Source organism: Actinacidiphila glaucinigra (assembly GCF_900188405.1).
GTDB lineage: Bacteria > Actinomycetota > Actinomycetes > Streptomycetales > Streptomycetaceae > Actinacidiphila > Actinacidiphila glaucinigra.
Map to the genome: position 1 here is coordinate 19,889 of NZ_FZOF01000043.1, position 16,013 is coordinate 35,901.

General features: G+C 74.7%; 17 protein-coding genes. 4 read left to right on the forward strand and 13 right to left on the reverse strand.

The annotated features are described in order from the left end of the window. The first annotated feature begins 48 nt into the window (after window positions 1–48). Together CHF15_RS41140 and CHF15_RS41145 are read left to right on the forward strand one after the other, a co-directional pair. Window positions 49–708 (forward strand): MOSC domain-containing protein, encoded by a 660-nt coding sequence (locus tag CHF15_RS41140; RefSeq protein ID WP_089229065.1) that lies wholly within the window; start codon window positions 49–51, stop codon window positions 706–708. A gap of 10 nt (window positions 709–718) precedes the next feature. Continuing rightward, window positions 719–1,504, forward strand: coding sequence for an SDR family NAD(P)-dependent oxidoreductase (locus CHF15_RS41145; RefSeq protein ID WP_089229066.1), 786 nt, complete (start codon window positions 719–721; stop codon window positions 1,502–1,504). 64 nt (window positions 1,505–1,568) lie between these two features. Here CHF15_RS41145 and groL read toward each other — a convergent pair whose 3' ends face one another. Both groL and groES read right to left on the reverse strand, forming a co-directional pair. Further along, on the reverse strand, window positions 1,569–3,197 hold the full coding sequence (groL, locus tag CHF15_RS41150; RefSeq protein WP_089229067.1) for a chaperonin GroEL: 1,629 nt from the start codon (window positions 3,195–3,197) through the stop codon (window positions 1,569–1,571). A gap of 124 nt (window positions 3,198–3,321) precedes the next feature. Beyond that, window positions 3,322–3,630, reverse strand: a complete 309-nt coding sequence (groES, locus tag CHF15_RS41155) for a co-chaperone GroES (RefSeq protein WP_018562788.1) — start codon at window positions 3,628–3,630, stop codon at window positions 3,322–3,324. A 558-nt stretch (window positions 3,631–4,188) separates the two neighbouring features. Here groES and CHF15_RS41160 point away from each other — a divergent pair. Beyond that, window positions 4,189–5,385, forward strand: coding sequence for a THUMP-like domain-containing protein (locus tag CHF15_RS41160; protein ID WP_179280211.1), 1,197 nt, complete (start codon window positions 4,189–4,191; stop codon window positions 5,383–5,385). A gap of 6 nt (window positions 5,386–5,391) precedes the next feature. Here CHF15_RS41160 and CHF15_RS41165 read toward each other — a convergent pair whose 3' ends face one another. The 5 genes from CHF15_RS41165 to tsaB form a co-directional block, all read right to left on the reverse strand. Continuing rightward, the gene (locus tag CHF15_RS41165) at window positions 5,392–6,045 is read right to left on the reverse strand and encodes an HAD family hydrolase (RefSeq protein ID WP_179280212.1); all 654 of its coding nucleotides are present in this window, start codon (window positions 6,043–6,045) and stop codon (window positions 5,392–5,394) included. Window positions 6,046–6,184: 139 nt separating this feature from the next. Beyond that, window positions 6,185–6,445 carry a hypothetical protein gene (locus CHF15_RS41170; RefSeq protein WP_089229069.1) on the reverse strand — a complete coding sequence of 87 codons (261 nt, stop codon included), beginning with the start codon at window positions 6,443–6,445 and terminating at the stop codon, window positions 6,185–6,187. Then, a complete protein-coding gene (gene tsaD, locus CHF15_RS41175; protein ID WP_089229070.1) occupies window positions 6,442–7,557 on the reverse strand; it encodes a tRNA (adenosine(37)-N6)-threonylcarbamoyltransferase complex transferase subunit TsaD in 1,116 nt (371 codons plus the stop codon). The genes CHF15_RS41170 and tsaD overlap by 4 nt, the downstream gene beginning before the upstream one ends. Continuing rightward, window positions 7,550–8,044, reverse strand: coding sequence for a ribosomal protein S18-alanine N-acetyltransferase (rimI, locus tag CHF15_RS41180; RefSeq protein ID WP_179280217.1), 495 nt, complete (start codon window positions 8,042–8,044; stop codon window positions 7,550–7,552). Before rimI ends, tsaD begins: the two co-directional genes overlap by 8 nt. Window positions 8,045–8,061: 17 nt before the next feature. Then, on the reverse strand, window positions 8,062–8,715 hold the full coding sequence (gene tsaB / locus CHF15_RS41185; protein ID WP_089229072.1) for a tRNA (adenosine(37)-N6)-threonylcarbamoyltransferase complex dimerization subunit type 1 TsaB: 654 nt from the start codon (window positions 8,713–8,715) through the stop codon (window positions 8,062–8,064). A gap of 137 nt (window positions 8,716–8,852) precedes the next feature. Between tsaB and CHF15_RS41190 the strand changes: the two genes are divergently transcribed. Next, window positions 8,853–9,422 carry a hypothetical protein gene (locus tag CHF15_RS41190; RefSeq protein ID WP_245939335.1) on the forward strand — a complete coding sequence of 190 codons (570 nt, stop codon included), beginning with the start codon at window positions 8,853–8,855 and terminating at the stop codon, window positions 9,420–9,422. A 106-nt stretch (window positions 9,423–9,528) separates the two neighbouring features. Here CHF15_RS41190 and CHF15_RS45340 read toward each other — a convergent pair whose 3' ends face one another. From CHF15_RS45340 to CHF15_RS41215, 6 genes are all read right to left on the reverse strand, one after another. After that, window positions 9,529–9,699 carry a hypothetical protein gene (locus tag CHF15_RS45340; protein WP_179280213.1) on the reverse strand — a complete coding sequence of 57 codons (171 nt, stop codon included), beginning with the start codon at window positions 9,697–9,699 and terminating at the stop codon, window positions 9,529–9,531. 124 nt (window positions 9,700–9,823) lie between these two features. Next, entirely contained in the window at window positions 9,824–10,348 is a 525-nt protein-coding gene (gene tsaE / locus CHF15_RS41195) for a tRNA (adenosine(37)-N6)-threonylcarbamoyltransferase complex ATPase subunit type 1 TsaE (protein WP_245939336.1), read from the reverse strand. Window positions 10,349–10,359: 11 nt separating this feature from the next. Next, window positions 10,360–11,640: an alpha/beta fold hydrolase gene (locus CHF15_RS41200; RefSeq protein ID WP_245939337.1), complete on the reverse strand. Its 1,281-nt coding sequence runs from the start codon at window positions 11,638–11,640 to the stop codon at window positions 10,360–10,362. Between the two features lie 32 nt (window positions 11,641–11,672). Further along, window positions 11,673–12,809: an alanine racemase gene (alr, locus tag CHF15_RS41205; protein ID WP_089229092.1), complete on the reverse strand. Its 1,137-nt coding sequence runs from the start codon at window positions 12,807–12,809 to the stop codon at window positions 11,673–11,675. Between the two features lie 35 nt (window positions 12,810–12,844). Then, window positions 12,845–13,849 (reverse strand): L,D-transpeptidase, encoded by a 1,005-nt coding sequence (locus CHF15_RS41210; protein WP_143681756.1) that lies wholly within the window; start codon window positions 13,847–13,849, stop codon window positions 12,845–12,847. An 80-nt stretch (window positions 13,850–13,929) separates the two neighbouring features. Continuing rightward, on the reverse strand, window positions 13,930–15,402 hold the full coding sequence (locus CHF15_RS41215) for an NAD(P)H-hydrate dehydratase (RefSeq protein WP_089229075.1): 1,473 nt from the start codon (window positions 15,400–15,402) through the stop codon (window positions 13,930–13,932). Window positions 15,403–16,013: the final 611 nt, after the last annotated feature.

Genomic DNA, 16,013 nt, shown 5'->3' on the forward strand with positions numbered 1-16,013 from the left:
CCGGAAAACGCCTCGCCGGGCGCCGGGCGGGCGCCGTACCGTCGCAGGATGAAGCTGCTCTCGGTGAACGTGGGCCGGCCCCGTCCGAACCCGTGGAAGACGACCGGGACGACCGGCATCGACAAGCACCCGGTTCCGGGCCCGGTGGCGGTGACCGCACCGGGTCCCAAGGGCACCGGCGCGGTCGGTCTCGCCGGCGACCGGGTGTACGACCTGGCGCACCACGGCGGCTCCGACCAGGCGGTCTACGCCTACGCCCGCGAGGACCTCGACTCCTGGGAACGCCGGCTCGGCCTGTCGCTGCGCAACGGCGTGTTCGGGGAGAACCTGACCACCTCGGGACTGGACGTCAACGAGGCCCTGATCGGCGAGCGCTGGCGGATCGGCGGGCCGGGCGGCGCCGTCCTGGAGGTGTCCTGCCCGCGGATCCCCTGCGCCACCTTCCAGGGCTGGCTGGAACAGGGCGGCTGGATCAGGACGTTCACGCGGGCCGCGCTGCCCGGCGCCTACCTGCGGGTCGCCAAGGACGGTGAGGTCCGGGCCGGCGACCCGGTCGAGGTCGTCCACCGCCCGGACCACGGGGTCACCGTCGCGCTGACCTTCCGCGCGGTCACCCTGGAGCCCGCGCTGCTCCCCCGGCTGCTGGCGGCGGACGCGCTCCCGGAGGATGTGCGCGCCGCGGCCCGCAGACGCACGGGGGCTCACTAGCCTGCGGGGCATGACGACTTCACTGATCACGGGAGCCACCGCGGGGATCGGCGCGGCGTTCGCGCGCCGGCTGGCGGGGGACGGTCATGCCCTGGTCCTGGTCGCCCGCGACGGGCAGCGGCTGGAGGAGTGCGCGCGGGAGCTGCGGCACACGTACGGGGTGACCGTGGAGGTGCTGCCCGCCGACCTGTCGGAGGACAAGGGCATCGAAGCGGTCGAGGCGCGGCTGCGGGACCGCGAGTCCCCCGTGGACGTGCTGGTCAACAACGCGGGCTTCGGCAACCGGGGCGGCTTCGGCGACGTGCCGACGGCCGACGAGCTGACCATGCTCAAGGTGCACTGCGAGGCGGTGCTGCGGCTGACCTGCGCCGCGACCGGTGCCATGCGGGAGCGCGGGCGCGGCTTCGTGATCAACGTGGCCTCGGTGGCGGCCTTCGTGCCGCGCGGCACGTACGGGGCGAGCAAGGCGTGGGTCGTCAGCTTCACCCAGGGCGTGGCCCGGGAGCTCGCGGGCACCGGGGTGCGGCTGATGGCGCTGTGCCCGGGCTTCGTCCGTACCGAGTTCCACCGGCGGGCCGGGATGGACACCGGCAGCATCCCCTCCTGGGCGTGGCTGGACGCCGACAAGGTGGTCGCCGCGGCCCTGCGCGACCTCGCCCGCGGCCGCTCCCTCAGCGTGCCCGACGCCCGCTACAAGGCCGCGGTGGCCGCGGCCAGGCTGGCACCGAGCGGGGCGCTCGGCCGGTTCTCGGCGAAGGCGGGGCGGCGCTTCGGGCCGGCCTATCCCCGCGACTGAGACCGGCCCCTGGCAGCCCGAAGGCCCCCGTTCCGGGCGGGAACGGGGGCCTTCGCGGTCCAGCTCAGTGGGAGTGGCCGTGGCCGTGGCCGTGACCGGCCTCGGCGGGCTCCTCCTCCTTCTTCTCCACCACGAGGGTCTCGGTGGTGAGGAGCAGGGAGGCGATGGAGGCGGCGTTCTCCAGGGCGGAGCGGGTGACCTTGACCGGGTCGATGACGCCGGACTTCACCAGGTCGCCGTACTCGCCGGTCGCGGCGTTGAAGCCGTGGCCCTTCTCCAGCTCGGAGACCTTGGAGGTGATGACGTAGCCCTCCAGGCCCGCGTTCTCGGCGATCCAGCGCAGCGGCTCGACCGCGGCGCGGCGGACGACCGCCACACCGGTGGCCTCGTCGCCGGTCTTGCCGAGGTTGTCGTCGAGCACCTTGACCGCGTGGACGAGCGCGGAGCCACCACCGGAGACGATGCCCTCCTCGACCGCGGCGCGGGTCGCGGAGATGGCGTCCTCCAGACGGTGCTTCTTCTCCTTGAGCTCGACCTCGGTGGCCGCGCCGACGCGGATGACGCACACGCCGCCGGCCAGCTTGGCGAGGCGCTCCTGGAGCTTCTCGCGGTCCCAGTCGGAGTCGGTCGCGGCGATCTCGGCCTTGATCTGGTTGATCCGGCCGCTGATCTCCGCGGACTCGCCGGCGCCGTCGACGACGGTGGTGTCGTCCTTGGTGACGGTCACGCGGCGGGCGGTGCCGAGCACGTCCAGGCCGACCTGGTCGAGCTTGAGGCCGACCTCCTCGGCGACGACGGTGCCGCCGGTGAGGGTGGCGATGTCGCCCAGCATGGCCTTGCGGCGGTCGCCGAAGCCGGGGGCCTTGACCGCGACCGCGTTGAAGGTGCCGCGGATCTTGTTGACCACCAGGGTCGACAGGGCCTCGCCCTCGACGTCCTCGGCGATGATCAGCAGCGGCTTGGAGGCGCCGGCCTGCAGGATCTTCTCCAGCAGCGGGAGCAGGTCCTGGATGGAGGAGATCTTGCCCTGGGTGATGAGGATGTACGGGTCCTCCAGGACGGCCTCCTGGCGCTCCTGGTCCGTCACGAAGTACGGCGACAGGTAGCCCTTGTCGAAGGCCATGCCCTCGGTGAAGTCCAGCTCCAGCCCGAAGGTGTTGGACTCCTCGACGGTGATGACACCGTCCTTGCCGACCTTGTCGATCGCCTCGGCGATCAGCTCGCCGACCTGCTTGTCCTGGGCGGACAGGGCGGCGACGGCGGCGACGTCCTCCTTGCCCTCGATCGGGCGGGCGGTGGCGAGCAGCTCGTCCGAGACGGCCTTGACGGCGGCGTCGATGCCCTTCTTCAGGGCGGCCGGGGAGGCGCCGGCGGCGACGTTGCGCAGACCCTCGCGGACCAGCGCCTGGGCCAGCACGGTGGCGGTGGTGGTGCCGTCACCCGCGATGTCGTTGGTCTTGGTCGCCACCTCCTTCACCAGCTGCGCACCGAGGTTCTCGTACGGGTCGTCGATCTCGACCTCACGCGCGATGGTCACACCGTCGTTGGTGATGGTCGGGGCGCCGAACTTCTTGTCGATGACGACATTGCGGCCCTTGGGACCGATGGTCACCTTCACGGTGTCGGCGAGCTTGTTGACGCCACGCTCGAGGGCGCGACGGGCGTCCTCGTCGAACTTCAGGATCTTGGCCATACCGGCGGATTTCCTCGTCTTTGGGTTCTCGTCAAAGACCGCGCCCCGGGTCCCCGGTCCGTGCGTGGACTCGGTGTGCCCGGGGCGTGGTCACGGCATTTCTCGGTTAAGAGCGGCGCCGGTTCTACTTCTCGACGATCGCGAGGACGTCGCGAGCCGAGAGGACGAGGTACTCCTCGCCGCTGTACTTGACCTCGGTGCCGCCGTACTTGCTGTACAGCACGATGTCGCCGACCTTGACGTCGAGCGGGATGCGGTTGCCGTCCTCGAAGCGACCCGGGCCGACGGCCAGGACGACGCCCTCCTGGGGCTTCTCCTTGGCGGTGTCCGGGATGACCAGGCCGGAGGCGGTGGTCTGCTCGGCATCCAGCGGCTGGACCACGATGCGGTCCTCGAGCGGCTTGATGGCAACCTTGGTGCTGGCGGTCGTCACGATCCGACCTCCCCCTTCAAAGGGCTCACGGGAGTGTCTGTCTGGGTGGCGACCTGGTAGGCCCGTCGTCGCGGGTGCCGGACCTGCCCGTCGCATTTGTGCTGGCACTCGGCATGGCTGAGTGCCAGGTCCGAGACTAGGACGCGCTTAGCACTCGGTCAAGCGGAGTGCCAACGCCGCGCCGTACGAGCCGCTCTCCCTCCGGGCAACGGTGTGCCCGGACGGACGGTTCCGGGCCCGCCACGCACCGGGCCCGGCACGCGGGATGCCGGTCGCCACCCCACCCGAGCGGACCGCACCGGCACCGCCCGGCCGGGTCCACGGCGCGGGCGTGGAGCCGGACCGGCAGCGTCGCGCCACCGCCGACGCGCGGGGCCGCGAGCCGCGAGCCGCCGAGCGACCCGGAGTGGACCGGATGGCACCGTCGCCGCGAAGGACCGCCGGGCCGCCGGCCGGGGCCGTGCGCGGTCCCGTTCCGGGCGGGGCGCGGCCGTCATCCGTCCGCCCTCGTCCGCACGTGCGCCCAGGCGGTCCGGCGCGCGGCGGTGCCGCGGGACAATGGACGGCGTGGATCTTGACGCGTTCTCGGCTCTCCTGACCGACGAGGGGCAGTCGCTGCTGGCCTCCCTGCGGGACTACGACCCCGCCGCCGAACTGGCGACCGCGACGCGGCTGCGGCGGGAGCACGACGCCGGGCTGGTGGCGGCCGCGCTCACGCAGGCGCGGCTGCGGCAGCGGGCGGCGGTGAAGTTCGGCGAGGACGCCTACCGGATGTATTTCACGCCCGACGGGGTCGAGCAGTCGACGCGGGCCTCCGTCGCCCGGCACCGCGCCGAGCGGTTCGCCGCCCTCGGGGTGCGGCGGCTGGCGGACCTGTGCTGCGGGATCGGCGGGGACGCCGTCCCGCTGGCCCGCGCCGGGGTGGAGGTGCTGGCGGTCGACCGCTCCCCGCTGACCTGCGCGGTGGTGCGGGCGAACGCGCAGGCGCTGGGACTGGCCGGTCTGATCGAGGTGCGCTGCGCCGATGTGACGGAGATCGCGGCGGACGGCTACGACGCCGTCTTCGTCGATCCGGCCCGGCGCGGCGGCCGGGGCAGGATCTTCGACCCCGAGGCGTACTCCCCGCCCCTGTCGTGGGCGGTCGCGGCGGCGCGCAAGGCACCGCTGGCCGCCCTGAAGGTGGCGCCGGGCATCCCGCACGAGGCCGTGCCGGAGGACGCCGAGGCGGAGTGGGTCTCCGACCACGGTGATGTGAAGGAGGCCGTGCTGTGGTTCGGCACCGCCCCGGGCACCCGCCGCGCGACCCTCCTGCCGTCGGGTGCCACGCTGCCCGCCGCCGGGCTCCCCGACCCGCAGGTGCGCCCCGTGGGGCGCTGGCTGTACGAGCCGGACGGCGCGGTCATCCGGGCCCACATGGTGGCCGACGTGGCGGCGCGGGTCGGCGGCGGGCTGATCGACCCGACCATCGCCTACGTCACCTCTGACGAGCGGCACACGACGCCGTACGCGACCGCCTACGAGATCACCGACGTGCTGCCCTTCGGCCTCAAGCGGCTCAAGGCACTGCTGCGCGAACGCGAGGTCGGCGTGCTGACGGTGAAGAAGCGCGGCTCGGCCGTCGAACCGGAGGAGGTGCGCCGCCGGGTCAAGCCCCAGGGCCCGCACGCGGCCACGGTCTTCCTGACCCGTGTCGCGGGCGCCCCGAGCATGCTGCTGGGCAGCCCGGCGGGGGCGAGCGGCCCCGCACGCGCCTGACGGCGGCTACGCGGGCCCCAGAAGGCTCCCCACGGCGCCCGGCACGTCGGTGAGGGCACCGGCGAGGACGGTGGGTCCGCAGCTCCCCAGGGCGGGGCCGGTGTACCCCCAGACCGCGCCGATCGAAGGGACCCCGGCGGCCGCCGCGGCGGCGACGTCGGAGGGGCTGTCGCCCACGAAGCAGGCGCGCCCCGGCGGCACCCCGAGCCGGTCGAGCGCGAGCAGGATGCCCTCCCCGGAGGGCTTCGGCGCCGCGTCGCCCCACCCGACCACCACGCCGAAGTGCGCGGACAGCTCCGCGGGGACGAGCCGCGCCACCCGGCTCGCGGGCTGCATGGTCACCACCCCGATCGCCGCGCCGGAGGCCGCGAGGTCGCGCAGCACGCCCGCCGCGCCCGGGAACGGGGACGCGCCCCAGGTGGCGAGGGCGAGCGCGTCCTCCCAGGCGGCCCCGAAGACGGTCTCCTCGTCGGTCACGCCGAGCCGTGCCAGGTGTTCGTGATGGGGAAGGTGGTCGAGTCCGGCCGGCAGCCGGCTCTCGTCCACGTGCTCGCCGAGGGCCGCGCGGGCCACGTCGAGGATCGCCTGCCGCATCGCGCGCCGGCTGTCGAGGAGGACGCCGTCGAGATCGAAGAGGACGGCGCAGCCGGAGTCGGTCATCGGGTCTTCTCGCCACCTGCCGGAACGCCTCCCGGACACCGGCCGTCCGGCAGGACGCCTGCTCGGGGACGCCAAGACAGAGACCCGGTTGCGATCGACGCCGGACTCATCATACGACCGGCCCTCCCCTGACCAGGGCCTACGCCCCCTCCCCCACCGCCTCGAAGCGCCAGCGGTGGACGGCCCGCAGGGCCAGCCCCTCGTCCGGTTCGGGGAGTTCGGGCAGCGGCGCGTCGTACGGGGCATCCCACCAGGTGATGACCAGGACCCGGTCCTGCGGGGCGGAGAAGGTCTCCCGGCGCAGCGGTGCCGGCGAGAGCAACCGCGAGCGGGCCCACGCCAGCAGCTCGGGCCCGCGCCCCTCGACAGCGCGGGCCTCCCACATCAGGGCGACGGTCACGAGTAGAGGTTGTCCTTGCTGAGCTCATGGACGTGGTCATGACCGTGACCGTGGCCGTGGTCGTGCGTGTGCCCGGGCACGGACACGTCCGTGACCTGCAGCGAGGAGTCCGCCGGAAGGTCCCACGTGGACGACGGCCGGCCGCGGGCCACCATCTCCGCGCCGAGGGCCGCGACCATGGCGCCGTTGTCGGTGCACAGCTTGGGCCGCGGCACGCGCAGGAGGATCCCCGCGTCCTCGCAGCGCTCCTGCGCCAGCGAGCGCAGCCGGGTGTTGGCCGCGACGCCGCCGCCGATCATCAGATGGTCGACGCCGTTGTCCTTGCAGGCCCGGATCGCCTTGCGGGTGAGGACGTCGACGACGGCCTCCTGGAAGGACGCGGACACGTCGGCGACCGGCACCTCCACGCCCTCCCGGCGCTTGGACTCGATCCACCGGGCCACCGCGGTCTTCAGGCCGGAGAAGGAGAAGTCGTAGATCGGGTCGCGGGAGCCGGTCAGGCCGCGGGGGAAGCGGATCGCGGCCGGGTCGCCCTCGCGGGCCGCGCGGTCGATGGCGGGCCCGCCGGGGAAGCCGAGGCCCAGCACGCGGGCGACCTTGTCGAAGGCCTCGCCCGCCGCGTCGTCGATGGTGGAGCCCAGCGGGCGGACGTCGCCGGTGATGTCGGGGGCCAGCAGCAGCGAGGAGTGGCCGCCGGACACCAACAGCGCCATCGTCGGCTCGGGCAGCGGCCCGTGCTCCAGCTGGTCCACGCAGATGTGCGAGGCGAGGTGGTTGACCCCGTACAGCGGCTTGCCGAGCGCGTAGGCGTACGCCTTCGCCGCGGACACGCCGACCAGCAGGGCGCCCGCGAGCCCGGGGCCCGCGGTGACGGCGATCCCGTCGAGGTCGGAGGCGGCGACGCCGGCCTCCTTCAGCGCGCGCTGGATGGTGGGGACCATCGCCTCCAGGTGCGCACGGCTGGCGACCTCGGGCACGACGCCGCCGAAGCGGGCGTGCTCGTCGACGCTGGACGCGACCGCGTCGGCGAGCAGGGTGTGCCCGCGCACGATGCCGACACCGGTCTCGTCGCAGGACGTCTCGATGCCGAGGACAAGGGGCTCGTCAGCCATGGGTGGTCTCTGTTCCTTGTAGTCCCGGTACGTCAGGGGAGGCGGGCAGCTCGCCGAGCCTCATCACGAGCGCGTCGACGTTGCCCGGCTGGTAGTAGCCGCGCCGGAAGCCGATCGGCTCGAAGCCGAAGCGCGCGTACAGCCGCTGGGCGCGGACGTTGTCGACGCGCACCTCCAGCAGCACCTCGTGGCACTCGAAGGCGGTGGCCCGGCGCAGCAGTTCGGCGAGCAGCCGGGCGCCGAGGCCGGTGCCCCACTGGTCGGTGGCGACGGCGATGGTCTGCACGTCCCCGGTGCCGCCGACGGCGGCCAGGCCCGCGTAGCCGACGACCCGTCCGGTGCCGTCCTCGGCCACGACGTAGTACCGGGTCGCCGAAGGGTGCCGCGCGTCGGCCAGTTCGGACCAGAACATCCCGCGCGACCACGCGTCGTCCGGGAAGAGCCCGTGTTCCAGCTCCATCACCGGGTCCAGGTCCCACCAGCGCATCTCGCGCATCGCCGCGGTCACTTCGGCAGGACCGCCTTGTAGCCGGCGGGCACCTGGGCGTCCGGGCGGCGCAGATAGAGCGGCAGCGCGGGGAGGAAGTCCTCGCCGTCCGCCAGCTTCACGGCGGCCAGCGCCGCCAGCGCGGCGGCGGACTGGTCGGCGGGCGGCCGGACGTCGGTGAAGACCTCGGGGTAGAGGGCGGCGCCCGCGCCCACCGCGGGCACCCCGGCGACCTCGTCGGCGATGTCGCCGGGCCGGTCCACGGCCGGGTCGGTCACCCGGGCCCTGGGGCCCTCGTACCGGGCCCAGTAGACCTCCTTGCGGCGGGCGTCCGTCGCCACGACGAACGGCCCCTCGACCGCGGCGGCGTACGCCAGCCCGTCGAGGGTGCAGATCCCGTGGACGGGGACGCCGAGGACGTCGGCGAAGGAGACCGCGGTCACCAGTCCGACGCGCAGCCCCGTGTAAGGGCCGGGGCCGACGCCGACCACGATCCCGGTCACGTCGCCCAGTACGGTCCCGGCCTCCCGCAGTACGCGGTCCACGGCGGGCATCAGCAGTTCCCCGTGCCGTCGCGCGTCGATCTCCGTCGACTCTGCGAGCACGCGCCGGCCGTCGTGCAGGGCGACCGTCACGGCGGGGGTTGCGGTATCGAAGGCAAGCAGCAGCACGCGTTCAGCCTACGGCGTTCACCGGGGTGGCCCCGCCAGGACGGGGGCGCCGCCGACGCCCGGGACGGCGCTCCCGTCGCCGTGCGGCACGGCTGCTAACGTCAACCCAGCGTGACGCCCACCTCCGGAGGAAAGCCGTGGCAAGCATCGGTTCAGGGACGATCGTGACCGGACTGACCGCAGCCGCCCTGGCCGCCGTCGGCGTGCTCGCCGTCCAGGCTTCCGGCTCCGCCGACGAGATGCCCGAGGGCGTCCGCCCCGCGGCCGCCGGCGACACCGGCCCCACCGCGGCGGCCTCCGCCTCGCCCTCGCCGGAGCGGAAGAACGAGCTCCCCGCGGCCTCCGGCAGCGGCACCAGGGTCGTGTACTCGCTCCGCGCGGACCGCGTGTGGCTGGTCGGCGAGGACGGGAAGGCGCGCACCACCTACGTGGTCGTCCCCGGCACCGTCGACCCCGCCCCCGGCACCTACTCCGTGGCCTCCCGCAGCGCCTCCGGGGTCGGCGGCGACGGCGTGGCCGTCGAGAACGTGGTGCGGTTCACCACCGTGGACAGCGTGGTGATCGGCTTCAGCGCGGCGAAGGACGGCTCGCTGCCCGACGCCCCGCCCCCGGGCCAGCAGACCGGCGGCATCCGCGAGAAGCGGAAGGACGGCGCGGCGCTGTGGAAGTTCGCGACCATCGGCAGCAAGATCGTCGTCGTCCGCTGATTTCCCCCGGAGGAGTGAACGCCCGCGGGGCCCGTACGACGGGCGGCGGGCACCCCGCGTCCCACTGCCCGGCCGGTCCGGCCCGGGCGGTGCGGATCGCTCCCGCTCAGGCCGCGTCCGCCTGGGGCCGCTTCGTGGGCTCGTCCTGCGTCGCGTCCGGTTCCGGCTCCTCGTGCTCCCCCGGCGGGGTGCACACCGCGTTCGCCGCCGCGGACGCCGCGAGCAGCGCCTGCACCGAGTAACCCTGCTCCGGCTCCGGGGCCGTGTGGGCCGACATGGATGCCTCCTGGGTCCGACGGGGTCGGGTTAGGCAGCCCTAACCAGCTCCTGGACTCCAGCAGAACACGTGGGACGTGCCGCACGCAACATCTTCCCGACACCTTGTCGGAACGGTTACGCGCTCAGACGCCGAGCCCCGCCAGGTCCTTACCGGCCCAGCGCGCGCCGACACCGGTGACGACGACCTCGCGCACGTCGTGGTCCTCCTGCCCGTTCCCCGCGACCTCCCCCACCGCACGGTGGATCACCAGCTGCAGCCGGTCGTCGGAGAGCTCCTCGACCTTGCCCTCGCCCCACTCGACCACGACCACCGACTCCGGCAGCGAGACGTCGAGGTCCAGGTCCTCCATCTCGTCGAGGCCGCCGGCCAGCCGGTACGCGTCCACGTGCACCAGGGCCGGGCCGCCGGACAGCGAGGGGTGCACCCGCGCGATCACGAAGGTCGGCGACGTCACCGCGCCCCGGACGCCCATGCCCTCGCCGAGACCACGGGTCAGCGTGGTCTTGCCCGCGCCCAGGTCACCGCTGAGGACGACGAGGTCGCCGGCGCGCAGCAGCGGCGCGAGACGGCGCCCCAGCTCGCGCATCTGTTCAGGGGTCTTGACCGTGACCCGGATCGCTTCCATGCCGATGGCTTCCATGCCCATGTGCCCGAATGCTACGCGCCGCCGGAGGCCACCCGGTCCGCCCTGCCCGGCCCCGCGGGCGGCGGCACCGCCAGTTCGCGCAGCGCCTGCGGGACCGGCGCGCGCGAGGCGTCGGCCGCCTCGGCGAGCAGCGCGGCCAGGTGCGTGCTGACCAGCTCGGGGTGCTCCAGCATCACCAGGTGCCCGGCACCGGGCACCACCACCAGCTCGGTGTCCGGCAGGCGCTCGGCGATGGACCGGCTGTGCTCACTGGGCGTCAGCAGGTCCTTGTCCCCGGCCAGTACGAGCCCGGGCAGGCCGTCCAGCACGTCCAGGGCCTCGCTCTTCTCGTGCTCGGTGAAGGCCGGGTAGAACTCGGCGACGACGTCGATCGGGGTCGACTCGATCATCCGCTCGGCGAAGCGCGCTACGCCCGGGTCCACGTCGGAGCCGAAGGAGTAGCGCTTGATGATCCCGGCGAAGAGGTCGGCCGTCGCCCGGCGCCCCCGCTCCACCAGGTCGACCTGGGTGCCCAGGATCCGCAGCACCCCCGGCGCCAGCGCCCGCAGGGCCCGCGCGCCCGCCGCCGGGAGACCCAGCGTCACGCTGGCCAGCTTGCCGGAGGAGGTGCCGACGAAGGCGAAGCCGGCCACCCGCTCGGCGACCACCTCGGGGAACTGGTCGGCGAAGGCCATGACCGTCATGCCCCCCATGGAGTGCCCGACGAGCACCAGCGGGCCCTCCGGCGCGGCGGCGTCCAGGACCGCCTTCAGGTCGCGGCCGAGCTGGTCGATCGTGGCGGGCCCGCCGTCCGCCTGGTCGTTGCCCCGGCCGGAGCGGCCGTGGCTGCGCTGGTCCCAGTAGACGGCGCGTATCGCCCCGCGCAGCGCGGCGCGCTGGAAGTGCCAGGAGTCCTGGTTGAGGCAGTAGCCGTGGCTGAAGACCACGGTCAGCGGCGGCGCCTGACCGCCGCGGCGGAAGAACTGCCAGCGGCGCGGCGGCACGGCCGCGTCGACCACCGCCGGGTCCGCCTCCTCGACCTCGTAGTAGAGCTCGGTGCCGTCCTCGGCGACGGCCCGGCCCGGCATCCCGCGCAGCGAGCCGTAGGGCCCGGCCAGGTCGAGGGCGAGCCGGGCGCGCTTGCGCATGCCCCGGCCGACCGTGGCCCGCTCCAGCGCCACACCGGCGGCGGCGCCCGCCGCCACGACGCCGATGGCCGCACCGACGATCCCGGCGCGCTGCCAGCGCCCGGAAGCGGCGGCCGCTTCGGCCACCGCCTCGATCGCCCCCGTTGCCTTACCGCTCTCGGTCATGGTCGTACCGCTGCTTCCCCTCGGCTACGCGTTTACGTACCCACGTAGACGCGCGGCACCCGGGTCCCGATCCGAGTGACGATCTCGTACGCGATGGTGCCCGCCGCCCGCGCCCAGTCCTCGGCGGTCGGCTCACCGCGGTCACCGGGGCCGAACAGTACCGCCTCGTCGCCGGCGTCGGCGGAGTCGCCCCCGAGGTCGACCACGAACTGGTCCATCGCCACCCGCCCGGCGACCGTCCGCCACTTGCCCGCCACCAGCACCGGGCCGGTGCCCGAGGCGTGCCGCGGGACACCGTCGGCGTACCCGACGGGCACCAGCGCGAGGGTGGTCTCACCGGGGGTCGTGTAGTGGTGCCCGTAGGAGACCCCGTGGCCGCCGGGGACGCGCTTGGCCGAGGCCAGCCGCGCCGACAGCGTCATCACCGGCCGCAGCCCGAACTCGGCCGGGCCGCCGACCTGCGGGACCGGCGAGATCCCGTACATCGCCACGCCGGTCCTGACCAGGTCGAAGTGCGCCTCGGGCAGGGTCAGGGTGGCCGGGGAGTTCGCCATGTGCCGGACCTCGGGGCGCAGTCCGGCGCGCTCGGCGGTCTCCAGGGCGGTGCGGAAGACGGCGAGCTGCGCCGCGATGGAGGGGTGACCGGGCTCGTCCGCGCACGCGAAGTGCGACCACAGCCCGGTGACCTTGACCAGGCCCGCCGCCTCGGCGGCCCGGGCGGCGGCGACCAGGTCGGGCCACTCCGCGGGCTGGGCGCCGTTGCGGCCCAGGCCCGTGTCCGCCTTCAGCTGGACGCGCGCGGTACGGCCCGCGGCCGCGGCGGCCTCCGAGACCTCGCGCAGCGCCCAGAGCGCGCTGACCGTCACGTCGAGGTCCGCCTCCACGGCGGCCCGCCAGGGCCCGCCCGGCGTCCACAGCCAGCACAGCACGGGGGCCGTGATCCCGGCCGCGCGCAGGGCCAGCGCCTCCTCGGGCGTGGCCGCGCCGAGCCAGCCGGCGCCCGCCTCCAGGGCGGCCCGGGCGCACGGCACCATCCCGTGGCCGTAGGCGTCCGCCTTGACCACGGCCATCAGCCCGGAGCGGGGCGCGCGGGCGCGCAGCGCCGCGACGTTGGACCGCAGGGCGGCGAGGTCGATCGTGGCCTGGGCGCGCAGATTCGTCTCATCCATCGCGCCCAGTGTCTCAGGCCGGCCCTGTGCCACCGTCACGTGGCGGGTTTGGCGCCCCACACGTACACCGCCTCCTGGATCTTCAGGACGTTCCACAGCAGGCGCGCGTTGCGGTTGGAGAGGTTGATGCAGCCGTGCGATCCGGGCGCCTTGTAGACGCTCCCGGGAGTGGCGTGCATCGCCTGGCCGCCGCTGAAGAACTGGCTGTACGGCATCGGGGCGTCGTAGATGTCCGAGACGTGGTTCTTGTGGCGCCAGTAGACGGAGAAGCGGCCGGTGCGGGTGAGGTAGCCCTTGCGGCCGCTGCGGATGGCGACCGGGCCGAAGACGACCTTGGTGCTGCTGCTCTGCACCCACAGCAGCTGGCGGTTGAGGTCGATGCAGACGATCCGCTTGCCCCGTGCCGGGGCCGGGCACCGGCGCGAGGCGTTGGGGCCCTTCCTGGTGGCCTCGTCGAGGCGGAGGTAGCCCCAGGTGGTGGGACCCGCGAAGCCGGTGGCGGGGACGATGCCCTTGGACTTCTGGAAGTGCCGGATCTCCGCGCAGTCGGCCGCGGACTGACCGCCGTTCACGGGCAGCCGCAGCCGCTTCTCCGCCTCGCGCTGGTAGGGGCCGGTGAAGGACGTGCAGTACTCGCCGTCCTCCGGGTTCTCCCCGTCCTCCTCGTCGTAGTACGGGTCCCGGTTCTCCTCCGCTGCCGCCCGCTCCTCCTGGAACTTCCGGGCCCGCTCGACGTCCTCGGCCGGCACGAACTCCACCAGTTGCGGGTCCACCCAGTCCTCGTCCTCGTCCTCGGCGGGCGCGGCACTGCGCTGGGGCTCGGCGGCCGGCATGCCGATCCGGCGGGGCGGGGCGCCCTGGTCGGGGGTGTCGACCTGCCGGGAGGCCACCGGGCCGAAGGGGACCCCGGGGACGAGCCGGTCGACCGGCACCGGCCGGTCGCCGTCGTCCGCGACGGCCGTCGTGTGCGCACCGAGTGCCGCCAGGGCGATCACCGCCGCGGTGAGCAGCCGGACCCTACTTCTGGCATACGTTCCCATGAACACACAAATTGACCCGCGGGCGCCCGGCGGAACGCCGCGTCGCCGGACTCCACCCGTTTCGCCCAGTTGACGGCGGCTCAGGACCTGATGTCGCGCCAGGCACCGGGAAGGGCGGCGGCCACGTCGTGCGCGGCGACCGGTGCGCCCACCGGGCCCGCGGCGACCCGCGCCGACAGCCCGTGCAGGTACGCGCCGACCGAGGCCGCGTCACGCGGGGCGAGCCCGGCGGCCAGCAGGGACCCGGTGATCCCGGAGAGCACGTCACCGCTGCCCGCCGTGGCCAGCCAGGACGTCCCCGTGGGGTTGACCCGGACCGGCACCCCCGGCTCCGGGGACGCGACGAGCGTCGTGGAGCCCTTCAGCAGCGCCGTCGCCCCGAAGGCGCCGGCCAGGCGCCGTACATGGTCCAGCCGCGCCGCCTCCACCTCCTCACGGGCCACACCGAGCAGCGCCGCCGCCTCCCCCGCGTGCGGGGTCAGCACGGTGCCCGCGGTGCGGGAGCGCACGACGTCCCGGTCCAGCAGCCGCAGACCGTCCGCGTCCACGAGCACGGGGACGTCCGAGGCGAGCACGTCGTCCACCGCGCGCCGCGCCTCCGGCCCGTCGCCCAGCCCCGGGCCCACCACCCAGGCCTGCACCCGGCCGGCCTTGTGCGGCGGCCCCGCCGACACCAGCGTCTCCGGGAAGCGGGCCAGCACGGCCTGCGCCCCCGGGCCCACGTAACGCACCGCCCCCGCGCCCGCGCGCAGCGCCCCGGCCACCGCGAGCACCGCGGCCCCGGGGTAGCGCTCCGAGCCCGCGACGACGCCGACCACCCCGCGCCGGTACTTGTCGCTCTCCGCGTCCGGGACCGGCAGCAGGGCGGCGACGTCGGCGTGCTGCAGCGCCTCCAGGGCGGGCGGCGTGCCGTCCAGGTCGGGGCCGAGGCCGATGTCGACCAGGCGCAGGGCGCCCGCGTGTTCGGCGGCGGGGTCCACCAGCAGGCCCGGCTTGTAGGTGCCGAAGGTCACCGTCATGTCCGCACGCACCGCCGCGCCCCGGACCTCGCCGGTGTCGGCGTCCACACCGCTGGGCAGGTCCACGGCGACCACGACCGCCCGGGAGGCGCGCGCGGCCTCCGCCAGCGGCACCGCCCCGGGGCGCAGGCCGCCCTTGCCGCCGATGCCCACGATGCCGTCCAGCACGAGGTCGGCGCGGTGGACCAGGGCCACCGCGTCCACGTCCTCCGGGGTGACGGCACGGCCGCCCGCGGCGCGCAGGGCCGCCAGGCCGCCGCGGTGCGCCTTCTGCGGCGCCAGCAGGACGGCGGTCACCCCCGCCCCCCGCCGCGCCAGGCGCGCGCCCGCGTACAGGGCGTCGCCGCCGTTGTCCCCGCTCCCGGTCAGCACGACGACGCGGGCCGCGTAGACCCCGCCCCCGGTGCCGAGCGCGTTCGCGCAGGCCGCCGCGAGGCCGGCTGCCGCCCGCTGCATCAGGGCCCCCTCCGGAACCCGCGCCATGAGCGCCCGCTCCGCCGCCCGTACGGTCTCCACGCTGTACGCCACCCGCATGCGGCCATGTTCCCACCGCGGGCACGCGGTTGCGCGCGGTGCGGCGTCTGTGTGCGGCACGGTTGTGGTTGCAGCCGGTTGTCGTGTGCGGGTTGTTTGCGCCTGCGGGCGGCTGCGCCGGGCTGCCCGGTGGGTGTGTGCGGGTCGTTTGCGGTTCCGGTCCCGGTGCCCCTTGCGGCCGGTTGTTGGGTGCGGGTTGTTTGCGCCTGCGGCGGGCTGTCCCCGCCCTCCCGCCCGATTGCCCGGCGCGGTCAGTGACCGCCGCGCACCGTGTGGCTGGGTCGGGGCCGCGCCGGCGCACTCCCCCAGCCTTCGGCCGGGGGGACCCCCAGAACGCTCGCGGTTTACCCCAACATCATTCCGCGCCGGGTCCGCCGCTCGTCGTTTCCGGGCGCACCCCGCCACACCCCCTCCGGTCGTGTGGGCGACTGACGACCGGAGGGGGGTGAGAAGGCGGTCCGGGCTTGCCGCACACGCCTCACCGAACGCCAACGGCCGTCAGGCGCTCTGTGGGCGAGAGGGGCTATCGGGGAGCTCGGGCCGATCCTGCCCCCACCCCGGCGCTCGCCGTGCCCCCGGCCACCTGTGCGCGCACCCTGTCTCGGCCTGCG